The 17,987-nt window shown below is 68.4% G+C and carries 23 protein-coding genes; 3 read left to right on the top strand and 20 right to left on the bottom strand.

Features of this window, described 5'->3' with window-relative positions:
• The first annotated feature begins 59 nt into the window (after nt 1-59).
• Both coaA and ACF09C_RS32475 read left to right on the top strand, forming a co-directional pair.
• Nucleotides 60-1,037 (top strand): type I pantothenate kinase, encoded by a 978-nt coding sequence (gene coaA, locus ACF09C_RS32480; protein WP_392096687.1) that lies wholly within the window; start codon nt 60-62, stop codon nt 1,035-1,037.
• A gap of 32 nt (nt 1,038-1,069) precedes the next feature.
• Nucleotides 1,070-2,029, top strand: coding sequence for a DUF389 domain-containing protein (locus ACF09C_RS32475; RefSeq protein WP_392096686.1), 960 nt, complete (start codon nt 1,070-1,072; stop codon nt 2,027-2,029).
• Nucleotides 2,030-2,035: 6 nt separating this feature from the next.
• Here ACF09C_RS32475 and glmM read toward each other — a convergent pair whose 3' ends face one another.
• From glmM to ACF09C_RS32455, 4 genes are all read right to left on the bottom strand, one after another.
• The gene (gene glmM, locus ACF09C_RS32470) at nt 2,036-3,394 is read right to left on the bottom strand and encodes a phosphoglucosamine mutase (RefSeq protein ID WP_392096684.1); all 1,359 of its coding nucleotides are present in this window, start codon (nt 3,392-3,394) and stop codon (nt 2,036-2,038) included.
• A gap of 176 nt (nt 3,395-3,570) precedes the next feature.
• Entirely contained in the window at nt 3,571-4,089 is a 519-nt protein-coding gene (gene rpsI, locus ACF09C_RS32465; protein WP_352188402.1) for a 30S ribosomal protein S9, read from the bottom strand.
• Nucleotides 4,090-4,133: 44 nt separating this feature from the next.
• Nucleotides 4,134-4,577: a 50S ribosomal protein L13 gene (gene rplM / locus ACF09C_RS32460; protein WP_351565911.1), complete on the bottom strand. Its 444-nt coding sequence runs from the start codon at nt 4,575-4,577 to the stop codon at nt 4,134-4,136.
• 223 nt (nt 4,578-4,800) lie between these two features.
• Entirely contained in the window at nt 4,801-6,423 is a 1,623-nt protein-coding gene (locus ACF09C_RS32455; protein ID WP_392096682.1) for an ABC-F family ATP-binding cassette domain-containing protein, read from the bottom strand.
• A 56-nt stretch (nt 6,424-6,479) separates the two neighbouring features.
• Between ACF09C_RS32455 and ACF09C_RS32450 the strand changes: the two genes are divergently transcribed.
• Complete coding sequence (locus ACF09C_RS32450; RefSeq protein ID WP_392096680.1) at nt 6,480-7,454, top strand: hypothetical protein; 975 nt, start codon at nt 6,480-6,482, stop codon at nt 7,452-7,454.
• Nucleotides 7,455-7,476: 22 nt separating this feature from the next.
• On the opposite strand, the gene truA is transcribed toward ACF09C_RS32450, so the two are convergent.
• From truA to rpsH, 16 genes are all read right to left on the bottom strand, one after another.
• A complete protein-coding gene (truA, locus tag ACF09C_RS32445; RefSeq protein WP_392096679.1) occupies nt 7,477-8,331 on the bottom strand; it encodes a tRNA pseudouridine(38-40) synthase TruA in 855 nt (284 codons plus the stop codon).
• Nucleotides 8,332-8,426: 95 nt separating this feature from the next.
• Nucleotides 8,427-8,924 (bottom strand): 50S ribosomal protein L17, encoded by a 498-nt coding sequence (rplQ, locus tag ACF09C_RS32440; RefSeq protein WP_362418245.1) that lies wholly within the window; start codon nt 8,922-8,924, stop codon nt 8,427-8,429.
• A gap of 163 nt (nt 8,925-9,087) precedes the next feature.
• Nucleotides 9,088-10,110, bottom strand: a complete 1,023-nt coding sequence (locus ACF09C_RS32435; protein ID WP_003966937.1) for a DNA-directed RNA polymerase subunit alpha — start codon at nt 10,108-10,110, stop codon at nt 9,088-9,090.
• Nucleotides 10,111-10,341: 231 nt separating this feature from the next.
• Nucleotides 10,342-10,746: a 30S ribosomal protein S11 gene (rpsK, locus tag ACF09C_RS32430; protein ID WP_003956432.1), complete on the bottom strand. Its 405-nt coding sequence runs from the start codon at nt 10,744-10,746 to the stop codon at nt 10,342-10,344.
• A gap of 66 nt (nt 10,747-10,812) precedes the next feature.
• Nucleotides 10,813-11,193 (bottom strand): 30S ribosomal protein S13, encoded by a 381-nt coding sequence (rpsM, locus tag ACF09C_RS32425; RefSeq protein WP_005313488.1) that lies wholly within the window; start codon nt 11,191-11,193, stop codon nt 10,813-10,815.
• Between the two features lie 186 nt (nt 11,194-11,379).
• Nucleotides 11,380-11,493, bottom strand: a complete 114-nt coding sequence (gene rpmJ, locus ACF09C_RS32420; protein ID WP_003956441.1) for a 50S ribosomal protein L36 — start codon at nt 11,491-11,493, stop codon at nt 11,380-11,382.
• 62 nt (nt 11,494-11,555) lie between these two features.
• Nucleotides 11,556-11,777 (bottom strand): translation initiation factor IF-1, encoded by a 222-nt coding sequence (infA, locus tag ACF09C_RS32415; RefSeq protein WP_003956442.1) that lies wholly within the window; start codon nt 11,775-11,777, stop codon nt 11,556-11,558.
• Between the two features lie 194 nt (nt 11,778-11,971).
• Nucleotides 11,972-12,808 (bottom strand): type I methionyl aminopeptidase, encoded by an 837-nt coding sequence (gene map, locus ACF09C_RS32410; protein WP_392096677.1) that lies wholly within the window; start codon nt 12,806-12,808, stop codon nt 11,972-11,974.
• A 96-nt stretch (nt 12,809-12,904) separates the two neighbouring features.
• Nucleotides 12,905-13,552: an adenylate kinase gene (locus ACF09C_RS32405; RefSeq protein WP_392096676.1), complete on the bottom strand. Its 648-nt coding sequence runs from the start codon at nt 13,550-13,552 to the stop codon at nt 12,905-12,907.
• Nucleotides 13,552-14,871, bottom strand: a complete 1,320-nt coding sequence (gene secY / locus ACF09C_RS32400; protein WP_392096674.1) for a preprotein translocase subunit SecY — start codon at nt 14,869-14,871, stop codon at nt 13,552-13,554. The genes ACF09C_RS32405 and secY overlap by 1 nt, the downstream gene beginning before the upstream one ends.
• 452 nt (nt 14,872-15,323) lie before the next feature.
• On the bottom strand, nt 15,324-15,779 hold the full coding sequence (gene rplO / locus ACF09C_RS32395) for a 50S ribosomal protein L15 (RefSeq protein ID WP_362013650.1): 456 nt from the start codon (nt 15,777-15,779) through the stop codon (nt 15,324-15,326).
• 1 nt (nt 15,780) lies between these two features.
• Entirely contained in the window at nt 15,781-15,963 is a 183-nt protein-coding gene (gene rpmD, locus ACF09C_RS32390; RefSeq protein ID WP_005313525.1) for a 50S ribosomal protein L30, read from the bottom strand.
• Nucleotides 15,963-16,568, bottom strand: a complete 606-nt coding sequence (gene rpsE / locus ACF09C_RS32385; protein ID WP_030201551.1) for a 30S ribosomal protein S5 — start codon at nt 16,566-16,568, stop codon at nt 15,963-15,965. The genes rpmD and rpsE overlap by 1 nt, the downstream gene beginning before the upstream one ends.
• A gap of 45 nt (nt 16,569-16,613) precedes the next feature.
• Nucleotides 16,614-16,997, bottom strand: coding sequence for a 50S ribosomal protein L18 (rplR, locus tag ACF09C_RS32380; protein WP_015035587.1), 384 nt, complete (start codon nt 16,995-16,997; stop codon nt 16,614-16,616).
• Between the two features lie 3 nt (nt 16,998-17,000).
• Nucleotides 17,001-17,540, bottom strand: a complete 540-nt coding sequence (rplF, locus tag ACF09C_RS32375; protein WP_361667570.1) for a 50S ribosomal protein L6 — start codon at nt 17,538-17,540, stop codon at nt 17,001-17,003.
• A gap of 21 nt (nt 17,541-17,561) precedes the next feature.
• Nucleotides 17,562-17,960 carry a 30S ribosomal protein S8 gene (gene rpsH / locus ACF09C_RS32370; protein ID WP_030209003.1) on the bottom strand — a complete coding sequence of 133 codons (399 nt, stop codon included), beginning with the start codon at nt 17,958-17,960 and terminating at the stop codon, nt 17,562-17,564.
• Between the last annotated feature and the right edge of the window lie 27 nt (nt 17,961-17,987).

Genomic DNA, 17,987 nt, shown 5'->3' with positions numbered 1-17,987 from the left:
GATTTCCGCGTGACCGAGCCCACGGCCCACAATCCCCCCGCACGCACGACAATGGCGGGGTGATCACTTCGCCGCCACGAAGCCAGCGCCGGCCTCCCGAGGCCACGCCCTACGTCGACCTCACCCGCGACGAGTGGAGTGCGCTGCGGGACAAGACGCCGCTGCCGCTCTCCGCCGAGGAGGTCGAGCGGCTGCGCGGGCTCGGCGACGTCATCGACCTGGACGAGGTCCGGGACGTCTATCTGCCGCTGTCCCGGCTGCTCAATCTGTACGTCCAGGCCACCAGCGGGCTGCGCGGCGCGCTGAACACCTTCCTCGGGGAGCGGGCCGAGCAGCGCGGTACGCCCTTCGTCATAGGGGTCGCCGGCTCCGTCGCCGTCGGCAAGTCCACCGTCGCCCGGCTGCTCCAGGCGCTGCTCGCCCGCTGGCCGGAGCACCCGCGCGTGGAACTGGTCACCACCGACGGCTTCCTCTATCCGATGGAGGAGCTGAAGGCGCGCGGCCTGATGTCCCGCAAGGGCTTCCCCGAGTCGTACGACCGGCGGGCCCTGACCCGGTTCGTCGCCGACATCAAGGCCGGCAAGGACGAGGTCACCGCCCCGGTCTACTCCCACCTCATCTACGACATCGTGCCGGGCGAGCGGCTCGTGGTCCGCCGCCCCGACATCCTGATCGTGGAGGGGCTCAACGTCCTCCAGCCGGCGCTGCCTGGCAAGGACGGCAGGACCAGGGTGGGTCTCGCCGACTACTTCGACTTCTCGGTCTACGTGGACGCCCGGCCCGAGGACATCGAGGCCTGGTACCTCAACCGGTTCCGGCGGCTGCGCGAGACCGCGTTCCAGAACCCGTTCTCGTACTTCCAGAAGTACACCCAGGTCTCCGAGGAGGAGGCGCTGGACTACGCCCGCACGATGTGGCGGACCATCAACAAGGTCAATCTGCTGGAGAACGTGGCGCCGACGCGCGGCCGGGCGACCCTCGTCGTCCGCAAGGGGCCGGACCACAAGGTGCAGCGGCTGTCCCTGCGCAAACTCTGAGTCCCGTCACCGAACCCCGTTAAGGTGCGGCCATGCTGCACTTGCGGATCATCACCCCGGCCGTCCGTACGGACGCCGTGCTCGACCTGATCGACAGCACCGTGGGCACCACCCACCTGGCGGTGCTCAAGGGCGTCGCCCGCGAGCCCGAGGGCGACATCGTCCTGGTCGACGTGGCCCGCGAGGCAGGCGACGGACTCCTGCAGGGACTGCGGCAGTTGGACATCGACAAGGTCGGTTCGATCGCCGTCGAGAACGTGGACCTGTCCCTCTCCGACCGCGCCGAGAGGGCGGAGGAGGAGGCACCCGGCGAGGCGGCGGACGCGGTGATCTGGGAGCAGATCACGGAGACCACGCAGGAGGAGTCCACCCTCACGATCGCCTACGCGGCCCTGATGATCGTGGCGACGATGATCGCGGCCTGCGGCGTCGTCCTGGACAACGCGATCCTGATCGTGGGCGCCATGGCGGTCGGCCCGGAGTTCGGCCCGCTCGCCGGGATCAGCACCAGCCTGGTGCGACGCGACCGCAGGGGCGTCTTCCGCTCGTCGGTCGCCCTGGTGGTCGGCTTCGCCGCGGCCATCGTGGCGACGACCGTCTTCAGCCTGGTGATGGACGCCATGGGCCAGTTCGAGCGGGGCATGCTCGAAGCGGACCGCCCGAACACCGGGTTCATCTTCCAGCCCGACCCGTTCTCCTTCGTCGTGGCGCTCCTCGCGGGCGTGGCCGGCGTGGTCTCGATGACCTCGTCGAAGGCGGGCGTCCTGGTCGGCGTGGCGATCTCGGTGACGACCGTCCCGGCCGCGGCGAACGCGGCCGTCGCCCTCAGCTACGGCGATCTCGGCCAGATGTGGGGCTCCGCCGAGCAGTTGCTGCTCAACCTGACCGGCATCATCGTCGCCGGTGTGCTGACCCTCATCGCCTGGAAACTGCTGTGGCGCACCCAGCAGGGCCGGATGACCCGCCCGCCGGGTGCGCCACGCAAGTACTGAACGCGCTTATCCCAGCGCGGACTTCACCACGTCGGCGAGCCGCCCGGCCACGGACCGGGCCTGCTCGATGTCGGCGGCCTCGACCATGACCCGCACCAGCGGCTCGGTGCCCGAGGGGCGGAGCAGGACGCGGCCGGTGGAGCCCAGCTCGCGCTCGGCGTCGCCGACGGCGGTCGCCAGCTCGGCCGAGGTCTTCACCCGGGACTTGTCGACGTCCGGGACGTTGATGAGGACCTGCGGCAGCCGCTCCATCACACCGGCCAGCTCCGCGAGGGACTTGCCGGTGGCCGCGACCCGGGCCGCCAGCATCAGACCGGTCAGCGTGCCGTCGCCGGTGGTGGCGTGGTCGAGCACGATGACGTGCCCGGACTGCTCGCCGCCGAGCGCGTAGCCGTGCTCCTTCATGGACTCCAGGACGTACCGGTCGCCGACCGCCGTCTGCACCAGCTGGAGGCCCTCGCGCTCCATGGCCAGCTTGAAGCCGAGGTTGGACATCACGGTCGCGACGACGGTGTCGCCGCGCAGCGTCCCGGCCTCGCGCATGGCGAGCGCCAGGACCGCGAGGATCTGGTCGCCGTCGACCTCCTCGCCGGACGCGTCCACGGCGAGGCAGCGGTCGGCGTCGCCGTCGTGCGCGATGCCGAAGTGGGCGCCGTGCTCGACGACGGCGGCCTTCAGCAGCCCGAGGTGGGTCGAGCCGCAGCCGTCGTTGATGTTGAGGCCGTCGGGGGCCGCGCCGATCGTGACGACCTCGGCACCGGCCCGGGAGAACGCCTCGGGCGACACGTGGGAGGCCGCGCCGTGCGCCTCGTCGAGGACGACCTTGATCCCGTCGAGCCGGTTCGGCAGGACGGCGATGAGGTGGGCGACGTACTTGTCGAAGCCCTCGTCGTAGTCACGGACCCGGCCGACGCCGGCGCCGGTCGGCCGCTCCCACGGGGCGCCGGTGCGGTGCTCCTCGTAGACGGACTCGATCCGGTCCTCCAGCTCGTCGGCGAGCTTGTGGCCACCGCGGGCGAAGAACTTGATGCCGTTGTCGGGCATCGCGTTGTGGCTGGCGGAGAGCATCACACCGAGGTCGGCGCCGAGCGCTCCGGTGAGGTACGCCACCGCGGGGGTGGGCAGGACGCCGACGCGCAGGACGTCGACGCCCGCGCTCGCGAGGCCCGCCACGACGGCGGCCTCCAGGAACTCTCCCGACGCACGGGGGTCACGCCCGACCACCGCGGTCGGCCGATGGCCCTCAAAGGTCCCCGCCTCGGCGAGCACGTGCGCCGCCGCGACCGACAGGCCGAGCGCCAGCTCCGCCGTCAGATCCGCGTTCGCCACACCGCGTACACCGTCCGTGCCGAAGAGTCGTCCCACAGCTGTCCTCCGAAACTGCTCCGAAAAGTGCGATCCCCTGAGCGCCTGATGCCCGTTTTCAAGTCGGAACCGCCATCAAAGCTGTCCGAAAGAGCTCAGGGGGAGGAAAAGACGTACGCCCCGGCAGCACGGGCAGTGCCGCCGGGGCGTACGTGCAAAGCAGACCGAGCAGGCGATTAGCGCTTGCTGTACTGCGGGGCCTTGCGGGCCTTCTTGAGACCGGCCTTCTTGCGCTCGACCGCACGGTCGTCGCGGGAGAGGAAGCCGGCCTTCTTCAGCGGACCGCGGTTGTTCTCCACGTCCGCCTCGTTCAGGGCGCGGGCCACGCCGAGGCGCAGGGCGCCGGCCTGACCGGAGACGCCGCCACCCGAGATGCGGGCGATGACGTCGTAGCGGTTGTCGAGCTCGAGCACCTTGAAGGGCTCGTTGACTTCCTGCTGGTGGACCTTGTTCGGGAAGTAGTCCTCGAGCGTACGCCCGTTGATCTTCCACTTGCCGGTGCCCGGGACGATCCGGACGCGGGCGATGGCGTTCTTGCGACGACCCAGGCCGGCGGCCGGCTGCGGGTCACCGAAGCGCGACGCCAGGGACTCCGAGGTGTACTCGCCCTCGACGGGGACCTCGGACTCGAAGGTGGTGACCTCGGCGTAGGTCTCCTCGCCCTCGATGGGGTTCTCAACAGTGGTCTCGGCCACGATGCTCCTCAGATTTCTTTCGTTCTTAGGGGGTGTGGCCGGAACTACTGCGCGACCTGGGTGATCTCGAACGGGACCGGCTGCTGGGCAGCGTGCGGGTGGTTCTCGCCCGCGTAGACCTTCAGCTTCGAGAGCATCTGACGGCCCAGGGAGTTCTTGGGGATCATGCCCTTGATGGCCTTCTCGACGGCCTTCTCGGGGTTCTTGTCGAGCAGCTCGTCGTAGCGGACGGAGCGCAGACCACCCGGGAAGCCGGAGTGGCGGTACGCCATCTTCTGCTCGCGCTTGTTGCCGGACAGGTGGACCTTGTCGGCGTTGATGATGATGACGAAGTCGCCCATGTCCATGTGGGGGGCGTAGACCGGCTTGTGCTTACCCCGCAGGAGGTTCGCAGCCGTCGTCGCCAGACGACCGAGGACAACGTCCTGGGCGTCGATGATGTGCCACTGGCGAGTGACATCGCCGGGCTTGGGGCTGTACGTACGCACTTCGTAGCCTTCGCTTCTTCAGTGGATGGAGTCCAGACACACCTGAAGCGATCATGCAGCTGGGGCCTGCACTGCCGGGAACACCGCCCGTATGCGAGCCACTGGTAACTGCTCCAGGGAACTTGTTGCGCAGAGGCCCGTCGCGTGAAACGACGAAGCCAATACGCATAACAAACCGCAACAGTACCCGCGCCGCCCCCGGCGGGTCAAAACGTCGAGGGCGCTACCGGGCCCGCTCGACCCGCCGCTCGTCCCACACCGGCTCGCTCGTCTCCCGCACGACCCCGTCCGAGCCGAAGACCAGGTAGCGGTCGAAGGTCTTCGCGAACCAGCGGTCGTGCGTCACCGCGAGCACCGTGCCCTCGTACGTCTCCAGACCGTCCTGGAGGGCCTCCGCCGACTCCAGGTCCAGGTTGTCCGTCGGCTCGTCCAGGAGCAGCGCCGTCGTGCCCGAGAGCTCCAGGAGCAGGATCTGGAACCGCGCCTGCTGCCCGCCCGACAGCTTCTCGAAGGGCTGGTCCCCCTGCGCCTCCAGCTCGTACCGCCGCAGCACCGACATCGCCCCGCCCCGGTCCTTGGCGTGCTCCGACCAGAGGATGTCCACCAGGGAGCGTCCCTGCAGCTCGGGGTGCGCGTGGGTCTGGGCGAAGTGGCCCGCGACGACCCGGGCGCCCAGCTTCCACTCGCCGGTGTGCGCCACCGAGGGGTCCCCGGCGAGCAGCCGCAGGAAGTGCGACTTGCCGGAGCCGTTCGACCCGAGGACGGCGACCCGCTCCCCGTAGAAGATCTCCAGCGAGAAGGGCTTCATCAGACCGGTCAGCTCGAGGTTCTCAGCTGTCACGGCCCGTACACCGGTGCGTCCGCCGCGCAGCCGCATCCGGATGTCCTGCTCGCGCGGCGGCTCCGGCGGCGGTCCCGCCTCCTCGAACTTCTTCAGCCGGGTCTGCGCCGCCGCGTACCGGGACGCCATCTCGTGGGAGACCGCGGCCGCCTGCCGCAGGTTGATCACCAGCTTCTTCAGCTGCGCGTGCTTCTCCTCCCAGCGCCGCTTCAGCTCCTCGAAGCGGGCGAACCGCTCCCGTCGCGCCTCGTGGAAGGTCTCGAAGCCACCGCCGTGCACCCACACGTCCGAGCCGGCCGGACCCGGCTCGACCGCGATGATCTTCTGCGCGGCCCGGGCGAGCAGCTCCCGGTCGTGGGAGATGAAGAGCACGGTCTTACGGGTCTCCCGCAGCCGCTCCTCCAGCCACCGCTTGCCGGGGACGTCGAGGTAGTTGTCCGGCTCGTCCAGGAGCAGCACCTCGTCCGTGCCGCGCAGCAGCGACTCCAGGACCAGCCGCTTCTGCTCGCCACCACTGAGCGTGCGCACCTCGCGGAACTGCGCCTTGTCGTACGGGACGCCGAGCGCGGCCATGGTGCACATGTCCCAGACGGTCTCCGCCTCGTACCCCTGCACCTCGGCCCAGTCGCTGAGCGCCTGCGCGTACGCCATCTGCGCGGCCTCGTCGTCGACGGTCATGATCAGGTGCTCGGCCGCGTCGACGGCCTTCGCGGCCTCCCTGATGCGCGGCTGGGCGACCGAGACCAGCAGGTCACGGACCGTACGGTCGTCCCGCACCGAGCCCACGAACTGCGGCATCACGCCGAGCCCGCCGCTCACGGTGACGGATCCGCCGTGCGGCTGCAGCTCGCCGGCGATCATCCGCAGCAGTGTGGTCTTCCCGGCGCCGTTGGCCCCGACCAGGGCGACGACGGCGCCCTCCCCGACCCGGAAGGAGGCGTCCGCGAGCAGGACCCTCCCGTCGGGAAGGTAGTACTCCAGATGCGCGGCCTCGACGTGTCCCATGCGGGCCATTGTCACCGCCCGCATGGCTCGGCCCCAACCGGTTTAGGATGCGCGGCATGAGCTTTGGGGGACCGCAGTGGCCGCAGCAGCCGCAGCAGCCGGGTCAGCAGCCGTACGGACAGTCGGGACAGCAGCCGTACGGACAGCAGCAGCAGTACGGCCAGGGGTACGGGCAGCAGCCCGAAAACCAGTACGGCGGGCAGGCCGACCCCTTCCCGGGCGCGTCGTCGGACGGAACGCCCGACTGGGGCGCCCTCGCCGACGCCTCGGCGGCGGGCCGGCGGCGTAAGCGCTGGCTCGTGATCGGCGGCGGCGCGCTCGCGGCCCTCGCCGTCGCGGCGATCGTCGCCACGGCGGTCGTGAAGAGCAACGACACCACCACCGGCAAGAACGGCACGGTCACCCCCACCGGCTCCGCCGCGCCCACCGACGCCCCCACGCCCGGCCCCTCGTTCTCCTCCGTCGCCCCGCCGCCCCCGCCGAACCCCAAGGACTTCATCTCGGACGAGAAGAAGGACAAGGCCCCGCTCAGCGCCGAGGGGCTCTTCCCGGGCAAGAAGCTGACGATGAACGGCCGCGCGTACCAGAAGGGCGCCACCTCCTCCACGACCGACTGCGCGAGCGTCGGTGAGGGCGGCCTCGGCGCGGTCCTGAAGAAGAACGGCTGCGACCGGGTGATCCGCGCCACGTACGTGCAGGACGGGGCCGTCCTCACGGTCGGCGTGGCCGTGTTCCCGAACGAGGCGGCGGCCCTGAAGGCGAAGGACCAGGCCACCGGCGGCATCGCCCCGCTGGCCGGGGCGGGCGTGAAGGAGTTCTGCCGCGCGACGGTCTGTCTGCGCCGGGCGAACTCGATCGGCCGCTACGCGTACTTCACGCAGGCCGGCTTCACCAACGGCTCCAAGGTGACGACGTCCTCCAAGGCCGTCTTCCAGGCCAGCGACGACCTGGGCACCTTCGCCTTCAACCAGATCTACGCCCGCGGCAAGTCCCAGGCCGCCGCGGCGGCGGCAGGCGCCCCCGGCCAGTAGGCGGGGGCGCGCGGGCGCCGGATCAGCAGCAGCCGGCGCCCGGCAGGGTGCGCCTGTTCCTGGCCTCCAGGTTCCGGGCGGCCAGCAGCTCGTCGGCCGGGTAGCCGACCTCTTCGAGCGTCAGGCCGTGCGGCCGTACGACGTGCACGGCGGAGTCCCGCACACCTGCGGCGAGCACCTTCCCGGGCCAGTCCACCGGCCGGTGGCCGTCGCCGACGAAGAGCAGCGCGCCGACGAGCGAGCGGACCATGTTGTGACAGAAGGCGTCGGCCTTCACGGTCGCTTCGAGGATGCCGCCGGGCCGCCGCTCCCAGCGCAGCTCCTGGAGCGTACGGATGGTCGTGGCGCCCTCGCGCTTCTTGCAGTACGCGGCGAAGTCGTGCTCGCCGACGAGCCGCTCCGCGGCGGCGTTCATGGCGTCCATGTCGAGCGTCCAGTCGTGCCACAGGACGTGCCCGCGCAGCAGCGGATCGACCCCGCCGGGGTTGTCGGTGACGCGGTAGGCGTAGCGCCGCCAGATCGCCGAGAAACGCGCGTTGAAGCCGCTGGGGGCCTCGGTGAGGCGCCACACCCGTACGTCGTGCGAGAGCCGCCCCGCGAGCCTGCGCAGCAGCTTGTCCTGGTGCTCGGCCCACAGCTCCACGGGCAGGTCGACGTGCGCGACCTGGCCGCGGGCGTGCACACCGGCGTCCGTGCGTCCCGCGACGGTCAGCTCGTACGTCTCCTTGGAGCGGGTGACCGTCTTCAGGGCGTCCTCGATGTCGCCCTGCACGGTCCGCTGCCCGCGGGCCTGCTTGGCCCAGCCGGAGAAGTCCTTGCCGTCGTAGGACAGGTCAAGCCGTACCCGTACGAACCCGGGCTGCACGTCGTCACTCACGCGAGAAATCCTTTCAGGCCTCTCAAGCCTCTCAAGACACGGGAACGGGCCCGCACCCTGAGGGTGCGGGCCCGCCCACGCGATCGTCGGAACGCTTACGCGTCCTTCGACTCCTCGGCCGGCGCCTCGGCGGCGTCCTCGACCTTGGTGTCCTCGACCTTGGCGGCCTCGTCGGCCTCCTTGACGGCGCGCTTGGTGGCGGCCTCGGCCTCGGCGACGGTCGCCTTCTTGGCGATCTCGCCCTCGACCAGCTCGATCACAGCCATCGGGGCGTTGTCGCCACGACGGTTGCCGATCTTGGTGATACGGGTGTAGCCACCCGGGCGCTCGGAGTAGCGCGGGGCGATCTCGGTGAAGAGCGTGTGGACGATGCCCTTGTCCGTGATCGTCTGCAGCACCAGGCGACGGTTGTGGATGTCGCCCTTCTTCGCCTTGGTGATCAGGCGCTCGGCGACCGGACGCAGGCGGCGGGCCTTGGCCTCGGTCGTGGTGATGCGGCCGTGCTCGAAGAGGGACTTCGCCAGGTTGGCGAGCAGCAGACGCTCGTGAGCGGCACTGCCACCGAGGCGGGCACCCTTGGCGGGACGCGGCATGGTGATTCTCCTTGTGATCTGCACCGGCCGTATGAGGTACCGGTGTCAGTGTCCGAGCGGGCGGTTACCCGTCGGAGACCCGTGCCCGGTGAGGGGCGCGGGGAACTGCGCGGCCGGCCGAAGCCGGCCCGCAGCAAGAACGAGACCTGACGGTCCCGAGCTCTTAGTACTGCTCGGTCTCGACGAACCCGGCGTCCGCGTCGTCGTCGGCGCCGAAGGCGTCAGCCGCGGCGGTCGGGTCGAATCCGGGCGGGCTGTCCTTGAGGGCCAGGCCCATGCCGGCCAGCTTCGCCTTGACCTCGTCGATCGACTTCGCACCGAAGTTGCGGATGTCGAGCAGGTCGGCCTCGGAGCGCGCCACGAGCTCACCCACGGAGTGGATGCCCTCACGCTTGAGGCAGTTGTACGAACGAACGGTGAGCTCGAGCTCCTCGATCGGCAGCGCCAGGTCGGCGGCAAGGGCGGCGTCCGTGGGGGACGGGCCCATGTCGATGCCCTCGGCGTCGATGTTGAGCTCGCGCGCCAGACCGAACAGCTCGACCAGCGTCTTACCGGCGGACGCCATGGCGTCGCGCGGCCGCATGGCCTGCTTGGTCTCGACGTCGACGATCAGCTTGTCGAAGTCGGTGCGCTGCTCGACACGGGTCGCCTCGACCTTGTACGTGACCTTGAGCACCGGCGAGTAGATGGAGTCGACCGGGATACGGCCGATCTCCTGGCCCACCTGCTTGTTCTGCACGGCGGAGACGTAGCCGCGACCGCGCTCGACGGTCAGCTCCATCTCCAGCTTGCCCTTGCCGTTGAGCGTGGCGAGCACCAGGTCGGGGTTGTGCACCTCGACACCGGCCGGCGGGGCGATGTCAGCAGCGGTGACCAGGCCGGGACCCTGCTTGCGCAGGTACATCACGACCGGCTCGTCGTGCTCCGAGGAGACGACCAGCTGCTTGATGTTCAGGATGAGGTCGGTGACGTCCTCCTTGACGCCCGGCACGGTGGTGAACTCGTGCAGGACACCGTCGATCCGGATGGACGTCACAGCGGCGCCCGGGATCGAGGAGAGGAGCGTACGGCGGAGGCTGTTGCCGAGCGTGTAGCCGAAGCCCGGCTCCAGGGGCTCGATGACGAACCGCGAGCGGAACTCGTCGACGACCTCTTCGGTCAGCGAGGGACGCTGAGCGATCAGCATGGTGTGGATCCTTTGGTTGTGGACGCCCACTATTTGACGTCCGCCAGAGAGGTACTACCAAGGGTACGGGCGGTACCCCTCCGAAGAGGCGCACCGCCCAACCCTCAAAACAACCGTTGCCGGTCGTGCGTCAGACGCGACGACGCTTCGGCGGACGGCAGCCGTGCTGCGAATTCCCGGGGGATAACCCCCGGACCCCCAGCAGACGGCCGTCCGTACCCGAGGCGGGCGTCAGACGCGACGACGCTTCGGCGGACGGCAGCCGTTGTGCGGCGTGGGGGTGACGTCCTGGATCGAGCCGACCTCGAGGCCGGTGGCCTGGAGGGAGCGGATCGCGGTCTCACGGCCGGAGCCGGGACCCTTGACGAAGACGTCGACCTTGCGCATGCCGTGCTCCTGCGCGCGGCGAGCGGCCGACTCGGCGGCCATCTGCGCGGCGAACGGGGTGGACTTGCGCGAGCCCTTGAAGCCGACGTGGCCGGCGGAGGCCCAGGAGATCACGTTGCCCGAGGGGTCCGTGATCGAGACGATCGTGTTGTTGAACGTGCTCTTGATGTGCGCGTGGCCGTGAGCGACGTTCTTCTTTTCCTTGCGGCGCACCTTCTTGGCAGCGCCCTGACGACCCTTGGGGGGCATCTATAACTCCTACGGGAGGTGGTCGGTCCTACAGCGAAGACCGCTTGGTCAAGCGTCCGCTGAGGACTACTTCTTGCCCGGCTTCTTCTTACCGGCGATGGCGCGACGCGGGCCCTTGCGGGTACGGGCGTTCGTGCTGGTGCGCTGTCCGTGCACGGGCAGGCCACGACGGTGGCGGATGCCCTGGTAGCACTGGATCTCGATCTTGCGGCGGATGTCGCCCTGGATCTCGCGGCGGAGGTCACCCTCGGTCTGGAGGTTGGCGTCCACGTACTCGCGGATCTTGACCAGGTCCTCTTCGGCCAGGTCACGAACGCGGGTGTTCGGGTTCACGCCGGTCGAGGCGAGGATCTCCTTGGACCGGGTACGCCCGATACCGAAGACGTAGGTGAGTGCGATCTCCACACGCTTTTCGCGCGGGATGTCAACACCGGAAACGCGTGCCATTCAATGGCTCCTGTGTGTTCGGGGGTCTTCCGCAGAACCGCTCCCGATTCGCCGTATGAGGTACGACCCGGGTCTCCGGCCCCCGCCGGAGGTGCCGCCGACCCTTACGGGCTGGGCGGGCTCTGCGTATGTACGTATTGCTTGCGTCGCGCGAAGAACTGCGGGGTGCAGGTCGGTCGGCGTGCGTCAGCCCTGGCGCTGCTTGTGGCGCAGGTTGTCGCAGATGACCATGACCCGGCCGTGACGGCGGATCACCTTGCACTTGTCGCAGATCTTCTTGACGCTCGGCTTGACCTTCATGGGATGTGAGGTTCTCCGGGTCAGTGCCACCACCCTCGGCGGAGCCGGGGTGCGGGCAAGATCTACTTGTACCGGTAGACGATCCGGCCACGCGTCAGGTCGTAGGGAGAGAGCTCCACCACGACCCGGTCGTCCGGAAGGATTCGGATGTAGTGCATCCGCATCTTGCCGGAGATGTGCGCGAGGACCTTGTGACCGTTCTGGAGCTCCACCTTGAACATGGCGTTCGGCAGGGACTCGATCACGGTGCCCTCGATTTCGATGGCACCTTGCTTCTTGGCCACGCTTCGCCCTTCGAATCGGCTACCTTGATCGACTCTCGATCCGTGTGCGGACACACGGGTACACGAGAGCCGACGCATCAGTCTACGTCAGGCCCCTGGAAAAGACGAATCCGGAGAGTTTGCCCACCGGCAAAGATCCTTACGCAAGGAGCCACACCGCAGTACGCGCCCCTTACGCCAGGGATGCACGGCCCTTACGCCAGGGGATCCGGCGCCGCCACGACGCCCAGCTCGGCCAGCTTGGCCTTGCCGCCGTCGGGGGCGGTCAGGACCAGGGGGCCTTCCTCCGTCAGCGCCACCGAGTGCTCCCAGTGGGAGGACCAGGTACCGTCCGTGGAGACGACCGTCCAGTCGTCCTCCAGGACCTCCGTGCGCGGGGTGCCGAGGGCCACCATCGGCTCGATCGCCAGGCAGAAGCCGGGAACCAGCTTCGGGCCCTTGCCGCGCTTGCGGGTGACGTAGTTCAGCAGGTGCGGGTCCATGTGCATCTCGGTGCCGATGCCGTGGCCGCCGTACTCCTCGACGATGCCGTACTTGCCGCCGCCCGGCTTCGGCTGCCGGCGGATGTACGTCTCGATCGCCCGCGAGATGTCCACCAGCCGGTTGCCGGCCTTCATCGCGGCGATACCGGCCCACATCGACTCCTCGGTCACCCGGGAGAGCTCGATCAGCTCCGGGGAGTGACCGGTGCCGACGAAGGCGGTGTACGCGGCGTCGCCGTGCCAGCCGTCGATGATCGCGCCGGCGTCGACGGAGATGATGTCGCCGTCCTTCAGGACGGTCTTCTCGTCCGGGATGCCGTGGACGACGACCTCGTTCACCGAGGTGCAGATCGTCGCGGGGAAACCGCCGTACCCCAGGAAGTTCGACTTCGCGCCGTGGTCCGCGATGACCTTGCGGGCGACCTCGTCCAGGTCCTTCGTCGTCGCGCCCGGCACGGCCGCCTCACGCGTGGCCGCGTGGATGGCGGCGACGACCAGCCCCGCCTCGCGCATCTTCGCGATCTGCTCGGGGGTCTTGATCTGCACCATCGTGGCGGGGCCTTTCCTTACGCGTACCAGGGACAGAACAACGATACGGCCGCGGCGCCCCCCAGGGGCACCGCGGCCGTGTCGAACGAACCAGGGTTACTTCTTGAGCGCGGCCATCGCCTTCGCGGTGACCTCGTCCACCTTGCCGAGCGCCGTGATCGTCACGACCAGGTTCTGCGCCCGGTAGTAGTCGATGATCGGCTCGGTCTGCGTGTGGTAGACCTCCAGGCGCCGGCGGACCGTCTCCTCGGAGTCGTCCGGGCGCTGGAAGAGCTCGCCGCCGCAGACGTCGCAGACGCCCTCGGTCTTCGGAGCGTTGTACGTCAGGTGGAACACGTGCGCGCTGTCGTTGCGGCAGATGCGGCGACCCGCGATCCGCTTCACGACCTCGTCCTCGGGGACCTCCAGGTCCAGGACCGCGTCCAGCTGCATGTCCTCGGCCTTCAGGACCACGTCCAGCGCCTCGGCCTGGGCCACGTTGCGCGGGAAGCCGTCGAGCAGGAAGCCGTTGACGGCGTCGGGCTGCTCCATGCGGTCCTTGGCCATCCCGATGGTCACCTCGTCGGGCACCAGGTCGCCGGCGTCCATGTACGCCTTGGCCTTCATGCCCAGCTCCGTGCCCTGAGAGATGTTGGCACGGAACAGGTCACCGGTGGAGATGTGCGGAATGTCCAGGTTCTTGGCAAGGAACGCGGCCTGCGTACCCTTCCCGGCCCCGGGCGGTCCGACGAGGACGATTCGCATCAGCGGAGGAACCCTTCGTAATTGCGCTGCTGGAGCTGGCTCTCGATCTGCTTCACGGTCTCCAGCCCCACACCCACGATGATGAGGATGCTCGTCCCACCGAAGGGGAAGTTGGCATTGGCACCGCCGAAGCCCGCCAACGCCATCGTCGGCACAAGAGCGATCAGACCCAGATACAGCGAGCCCGGCCAAGTGATCCTGTTGAGCACGTAGCTCAGGTACTCGGCAGTAGGTCGACCAGCCCGGATACCCGGGATGAAGCCACCATACTTCTTCATGTTGTCCGCGACTTCCTCGGGGTTGAACGAGATCGCCACGTAGAAGAAGGCGAAGAACACGATCAGGAGGAAGTACGTAGCGATGTAGTAGGGGTGGTCACCCTTGACGAAGTGGGCTTCGATCCAGGTCTTCCACCCCGCGCTGGAGCTGGAGAACTGAGCGATCAAGGCCGGGATGTAGAGCAGCGACGAGGCGAAGATGACAGGAATCACACCTGCCTGGTTCACCTTGAGCGGGATATAAGTGGACGTTCCGCCGTAGGACCTGCGGCCGATCATCCGCTTCGCGTACTGCACCGGGATGCGGCGCTGGGCCTGCTCGACGAAGACGACGAGGCCGACCATCGCGAAGCCGACGAGGATCACGGTGCCGAACTCGATCCAGCCGTCGGCCAGGTCACCCTCGACCTTGATCTTCCACAGCGCGCCCGGGAAGCCGGCGGCGATCGAGATGAACATCAGGATCGACATGCCGTTGCCGATGCCGCGGTCGGTGATGAGCTCACCGAGCCACATGACGACGGCCGTACCGGCGGTCATCGTGATGACCATGGTGGCGATGGTGAAGATGGACGGGTCCGGAACGACCTGGTTGGCCACCGTGCAGCCGCTGAACAGCGCACCGCTCTTGGCGGTGGCGACGAGGCCCGTGCCCTGGAGGACGGCGAGCGCGATCGTCAGATAACGCGTGTACTGCGTGATCTTGGCGGTGCCCGACTGCCCCTCCTTCTTGAGGGCCTCCAGGCGAGGGATCACCACGGTCAGCAGCTGCAGGATGATGCTCGCCGTGATGTACGGCATGATGCCGAGCGCGAAGATGGTGATCTGCAGCAGTGCCCCGCCGGAGAACATGTTCACCAGGCCGAACAGGGAGTTGTTGCCCTGGCTCGCCTGGTCCACACACTGCTGCACGGCCTGGTAGCTGACACCGGGTACGGGGATGTGTGCCCCGAGGCGGTACAGCACGATGATGCCGAGCGTGAAGAGCAGCTTCTTGCGCAGGTCGGGCGTCTTGAACGCCCGGGCGAACGCGGTGAGCACGGTGCCTCCTGCGACCCCCGCGTTACGCGCGTGAGGGTGACGGTTTGAATGTGAGCGGTTACAGAACACGGCAGCCGCACGCAACAAGCGCAGACTGCCGGGGAAGCTAACAGCCGCTACCATACCCGGCCGTACAGCCAGCGGGAAACGTCTCCTGGGCACGTCAACCCGGTATCGGCCACCGTTCGAGGAGTTCGTGCCCCCACGGCCCCGTACGGGAGTCCCCTAAGACCCCGTACGCCCACGTACGAGCCCGTACGAGCCCTCGACGCCCCCTCACGCGGCCTCAGCGGCCGGACGGCCCCGGGCCGGGGTCGTCACGACCGGCCGCACCCGGACGAGTGGCCTCGCGCGGCCCCTTCGCCGGCCGCCCACAGGGGCCCGGCACGCAAGAAGCCCGGCCGGCTCCCCCGAGGGGGAACCGGCCGGGCTCCGTGCTGTCAGGCCGAGACTCAGACGAGCTCGGTGACGGTGCCACCAGCGGCGGCGATCTTCTCCTTGGCGGAGCCGGAGACGGCGTCAACCGAAACCTGCAGCGCCACGGTGATCTCGCCGGTGCCGAGCACCTTGACGAGCTGGTTCTTGCGAACCGCACCCTTGGCGACCAGGTCGGCCACCGTGACCTCGCCACCCTGCGGGTAGAGCGCGGCCAGCTTGTCCAGGTTCACGACCTGGAACTCGGTGCGGAACGGGTTCTTGAAGCCCTTGAGCTTCGGCAGACGCATGTGGAGGGGCATCTGCCCACCCTCGAAGCGCTGCGGAACCTGGTAACGGGCCTTGGTGCCCTTCGTACCACGACCGGCCGTCTTACCCTTCGACGCCTCACCACGACCCACACGGGTCTTGGCGGTCTTGGCGCCCGGGGCGGGACGGAGGTTGTGGACCTTCAGCGGGTTGTTCTCCGCCATGTCAGTCGACCTCCTCGACCGTCACGAGGTGGCGGACGGTGTGCACCATTCCGCGGAACTCGGGGCGGTCCTCCTTGACGACCACGTCGTTCAGGCGCTTGAGCCCGAGCGAACGCAGGGTGTCGCGGTGGTTCTGCTTGCTACCGATGTACGACTTCGTCTGCGTGATCTTGAGACGGGCCATTACGCACCCGCTCCCGCACGCGCACGAAGGAGAGCCGCGGGGGCGACGTCCTCGAGCGGCAGACCACGGCGAGCCGCGATCTCCTCGGGACGCTGCAGGCCCTTCAGGGCCTCCACGGTCGCGTGCACGATGTTGATCGCGTTGTCGGAGCCGAGCGACTTCGACAGGATGTCGTGAACGCCGGCGCACTCGAGCACGGCACGCACCGGGCCACCGGCGATAACGCCGGTACCGGGGGAAGCCGGCTTGAGCAGGACGACGCCCGCGGCCTTCTCGCCCTGGATCGGGTGCGGGATGGTGCCCTGGATACGGGGGACCTTGAAGAAGTGCTTCTTGGCCTCCTCAACACCCTTGGCGATGGCGGCCGGCACCTCCTTGGCCTTGCCGTAACCGACACCCACGGTGCCGTCACCGTCGCCCACCACGACCAGCGCGGTGAAGCTGAAGCGACGACCACCCTTGACAACCTTGGCGACGCGGTTGATCGCGACTACGCGCTCGACGTACGCGGTCTTCTCGGCGGCAGCGGCGCCACCGTCGCGACCCTTCCGGTCCCGCCGCTCGCCGCCACCGGCACCGCTTCCGCGGCGCTGGGGTCCAGCCATTGGATTACCTCTCTCTGTTACGTCCGTTAGTCCCGGAACCGGGGCTTAGAACTTCAGCCCGGCTTCGCGGGCGGCGTCAGCCAGAGCGGCAATGCGCCCGGCGTACCTGTTGCCACCACGGTCGAACACGACAGCCTCGACACCGGCGGCCTTGGCGCGCTCAGCGACGAGAGCACCGACCTGCTTGGCCTGCGCGGACTTGTCACCCTCGCCGCCGCGGATCGACGCGTCCAGGTTCGACGCGGACGCAAGGGTGTGGCCCTTGAGGTCGTCGATGACCTGAGCGGTGATACCGCGGTTGGAACGCGTCACGACGAGGCGCGGACGCTCCGCCGTACCCGACACGTTCTTGCGGATGCGGATGTGACGGCGGGCCTTGGCGGCACGCTTGTAAGCGTCGCCCTTGGCGATCTTCACACCGTATGCCATGGCTTACTTACCAGCCTTTCCGACCTTGCGGCGGATGACCTCGCCGGCGTACTTGACGCCCTTGGCCTTGTACGGGTCGGGCTTCCGCAGCTTGCGGATGTTCGCCGCGACCTCGCCGACCTTCTGCTTGTCGATGCCCTCGACCGAGAACTTGGTCGGCGACTCGACCTTGAACGAGATGCCCTCGGGCGCCTCGACCAGGATCGGGTGGCTGTAGCCGAGCTGGAACTCCAGGTTGGAGCCCTTCGCGGCAACGCGGTAACCGACACCGCTGATCTCGAGCGCCTTCACGTAACCCTGGGTCACACCGGTGATCATGTTGGCCACCAGCGTGCGGGACAGGCCGTGAAGGGCCTTGTTCTGACGCTCGTCGTTCGGACGGGTGACGTTGAGAACGCCGTCCTCGCCCTTAACGATCTCGATCGGAGCGGCAACGGTGTGGGTCAGGGTGCCCTTGGAACCCTTCACCGTGACCGAGCGGCCCTCGATGGTGACGTCCACGCCGGCGGGAACCTGGATAGGCAGCTTGCCAATACGCGACATTAGCTATTCCTCCGTTCCCGACTACCAGACGTAGGCGAGGACTTCCCCACCTACGCCCTTCTTGCCTGCCTGCTGGCCGGTCAGGAGACCGTGGGACGTGGAGATGATCGCCACGCCCAGGCCGCCGAGAACCTTCGGCAGGTTGGTGGACTTCGCGTAAACCCGGAGGCCCGGCTTCGAGATCCGCTTGATGCCCGCGATGGAGCGCTCACGGTTCGGACCGAACTTGAGCTCGAGGACGAGGTTCTTGCCGACCTCGGCGTCCTCGACCTTCCAGCCCGTGATGAAGCCCTCCTGCTGGAGGATTTCCGCGATGTGAGACTTGATCTTGCTGTGCGGCATCGTCACGGTGTCGTGGTATGCCGAGTTCGCGTTACGCAGACGCGTGAGCATGTCTGCGATCGGATCAGTCATGGTCATGAATTGGCCTTCGGCCTCTCTCGCCGG

Origin of the sequence: Streptomyces sp. NPDC014870, assembly GCF_043081505.1 — a bacterium.
Taxonomy (GTDB): domain Bacteria; phylum Actinomycetota; class Actinomycetes; order Streptomycetales; family Streptomycetaceae; genus Streptomyces.
This window is presented reverse-complemented; position numbering and strand designations above follow the sequence as displayed.

What these genes read in the sequence shown, in the direction of transcription:
- ACF09C_RS32475 (WP_392096686.1), top strand. Translation starts at nt 1,070, where the DNA reads ATGCTGCACTTGCGGATCATCACCCCGGCCGTCCGTACGGACGCCGTG.
- ACF09C_RS32455 (WP_392096682.1), bottom strand. Translation starts at nt 6,423, where the DNA reads ATGGGACACGTCGAGGCCGCGCATCTGGAGTACTACCTTCCCGACGGG.
- ACF09C_RS32450 (WP_392096680.1), top strand. Translation starts at nt 6,480, where the DNA reads ATGAGCTTTGGGGGACCGCAGTGGCCGCAGCAGCCGCAGCAGCCGGGT.
- rplQ (WP_362418245.1), bottom strand. Translation starts at nt 8,924, where the DNA reads ATGCCGCGTCCCGCCAAGGGTGCCCGCCTCGGTGGCAGTGCCGCTCAC.
- ACF09C_RS32435 (WP_003966937.1), bottom strand. Translation starts at nt 10,110, where the DNA reads ATGCTGATCGCTCAGCGTCCCTCGCTGACCGAAGAGGTCGTCGACGAG.
- rpsK (WP_003956432.1), bottom strand. Translation starts at nt 10,746, where the DNA reads ATGCCCCCCAAGGGTCGTCAGGGCGCTGCCAAGAAGGTGCGCCGCAAG.
- rpsM (WP_005313488.1), bottom strand. Translation starts at nt 11,193, where the DNA reads ATGGCACGCGTTTCCGGTGTTGACATCCCGCGCGAAAAGCGTGTGGAG.
- rpmJ (WP_003956441.1), bottom strand. Translation starts at nt 11,493, where the DNA reads ATGAAGGTCAAGCCGAGCGTCAAGAAGATCTGCGACAAGTGCAAGGTG.
- map (WP_392096677.1), bottom strand. Translation starts at nt 12,808, where the DNA reads ATGGTGCAGATCAAGACCCCCGAGCAGATCGCGAAGATGCGCGAGGCG.
- ACF09C_RS32405 (WP_392096676.1), bottom strand. Translation starts at nt 13,552, where the DNA reads ATGCGAATCGTCCTCGTCGGACCGCCCGGGGCCGGGAAGGGTACGCAG.
- rplO (WP_362013650.1), bottom strand. Translation starts at nt 15,779, where the DNA reads ATGGCGGAGAACAACCCGCTGAAGGTCCACAACCTCCGTCCCGCCCCG.
- rpmD (WP_005313525.1), bottom strand. Translation starts at nt 15,963, where the DNA reads ATGGCCCGTCTCAAGATCACGCAGACGAAGTCGTACATCGGTAGCAAG.
- rpsE (WP_030201551.1), bottom strand. Translation starts at nt 16,568, where the DNA reads ATGGCTGGACCCCAGCGCCGCGGAAGCGGTGCCGGTGGCGGCGAGCGG.
- rplR (WP_015035587.1), bottom strand. Translation starts at nt 16,997, where the DNA reads ATGGCATACGGTGTGAAGATCGCCAAGGGCGACGCTTACAAGCGTGCC.
- rplF (WP_361667570.1), bottom strand. Translation starts at nt 17,540, where the DNA reads ATGTCGCGTATTGGCAAGCTGCCTATCCAGGTTCCCGCCGGCGTGGAC.
- rpsH (WP_030209003.1), bottom strand. Translation starts at nt 17,960, where the DNA reads ATGACCATGACTGATCCGATCGCAGACATGCTCACGCGTCTGCGTAAC.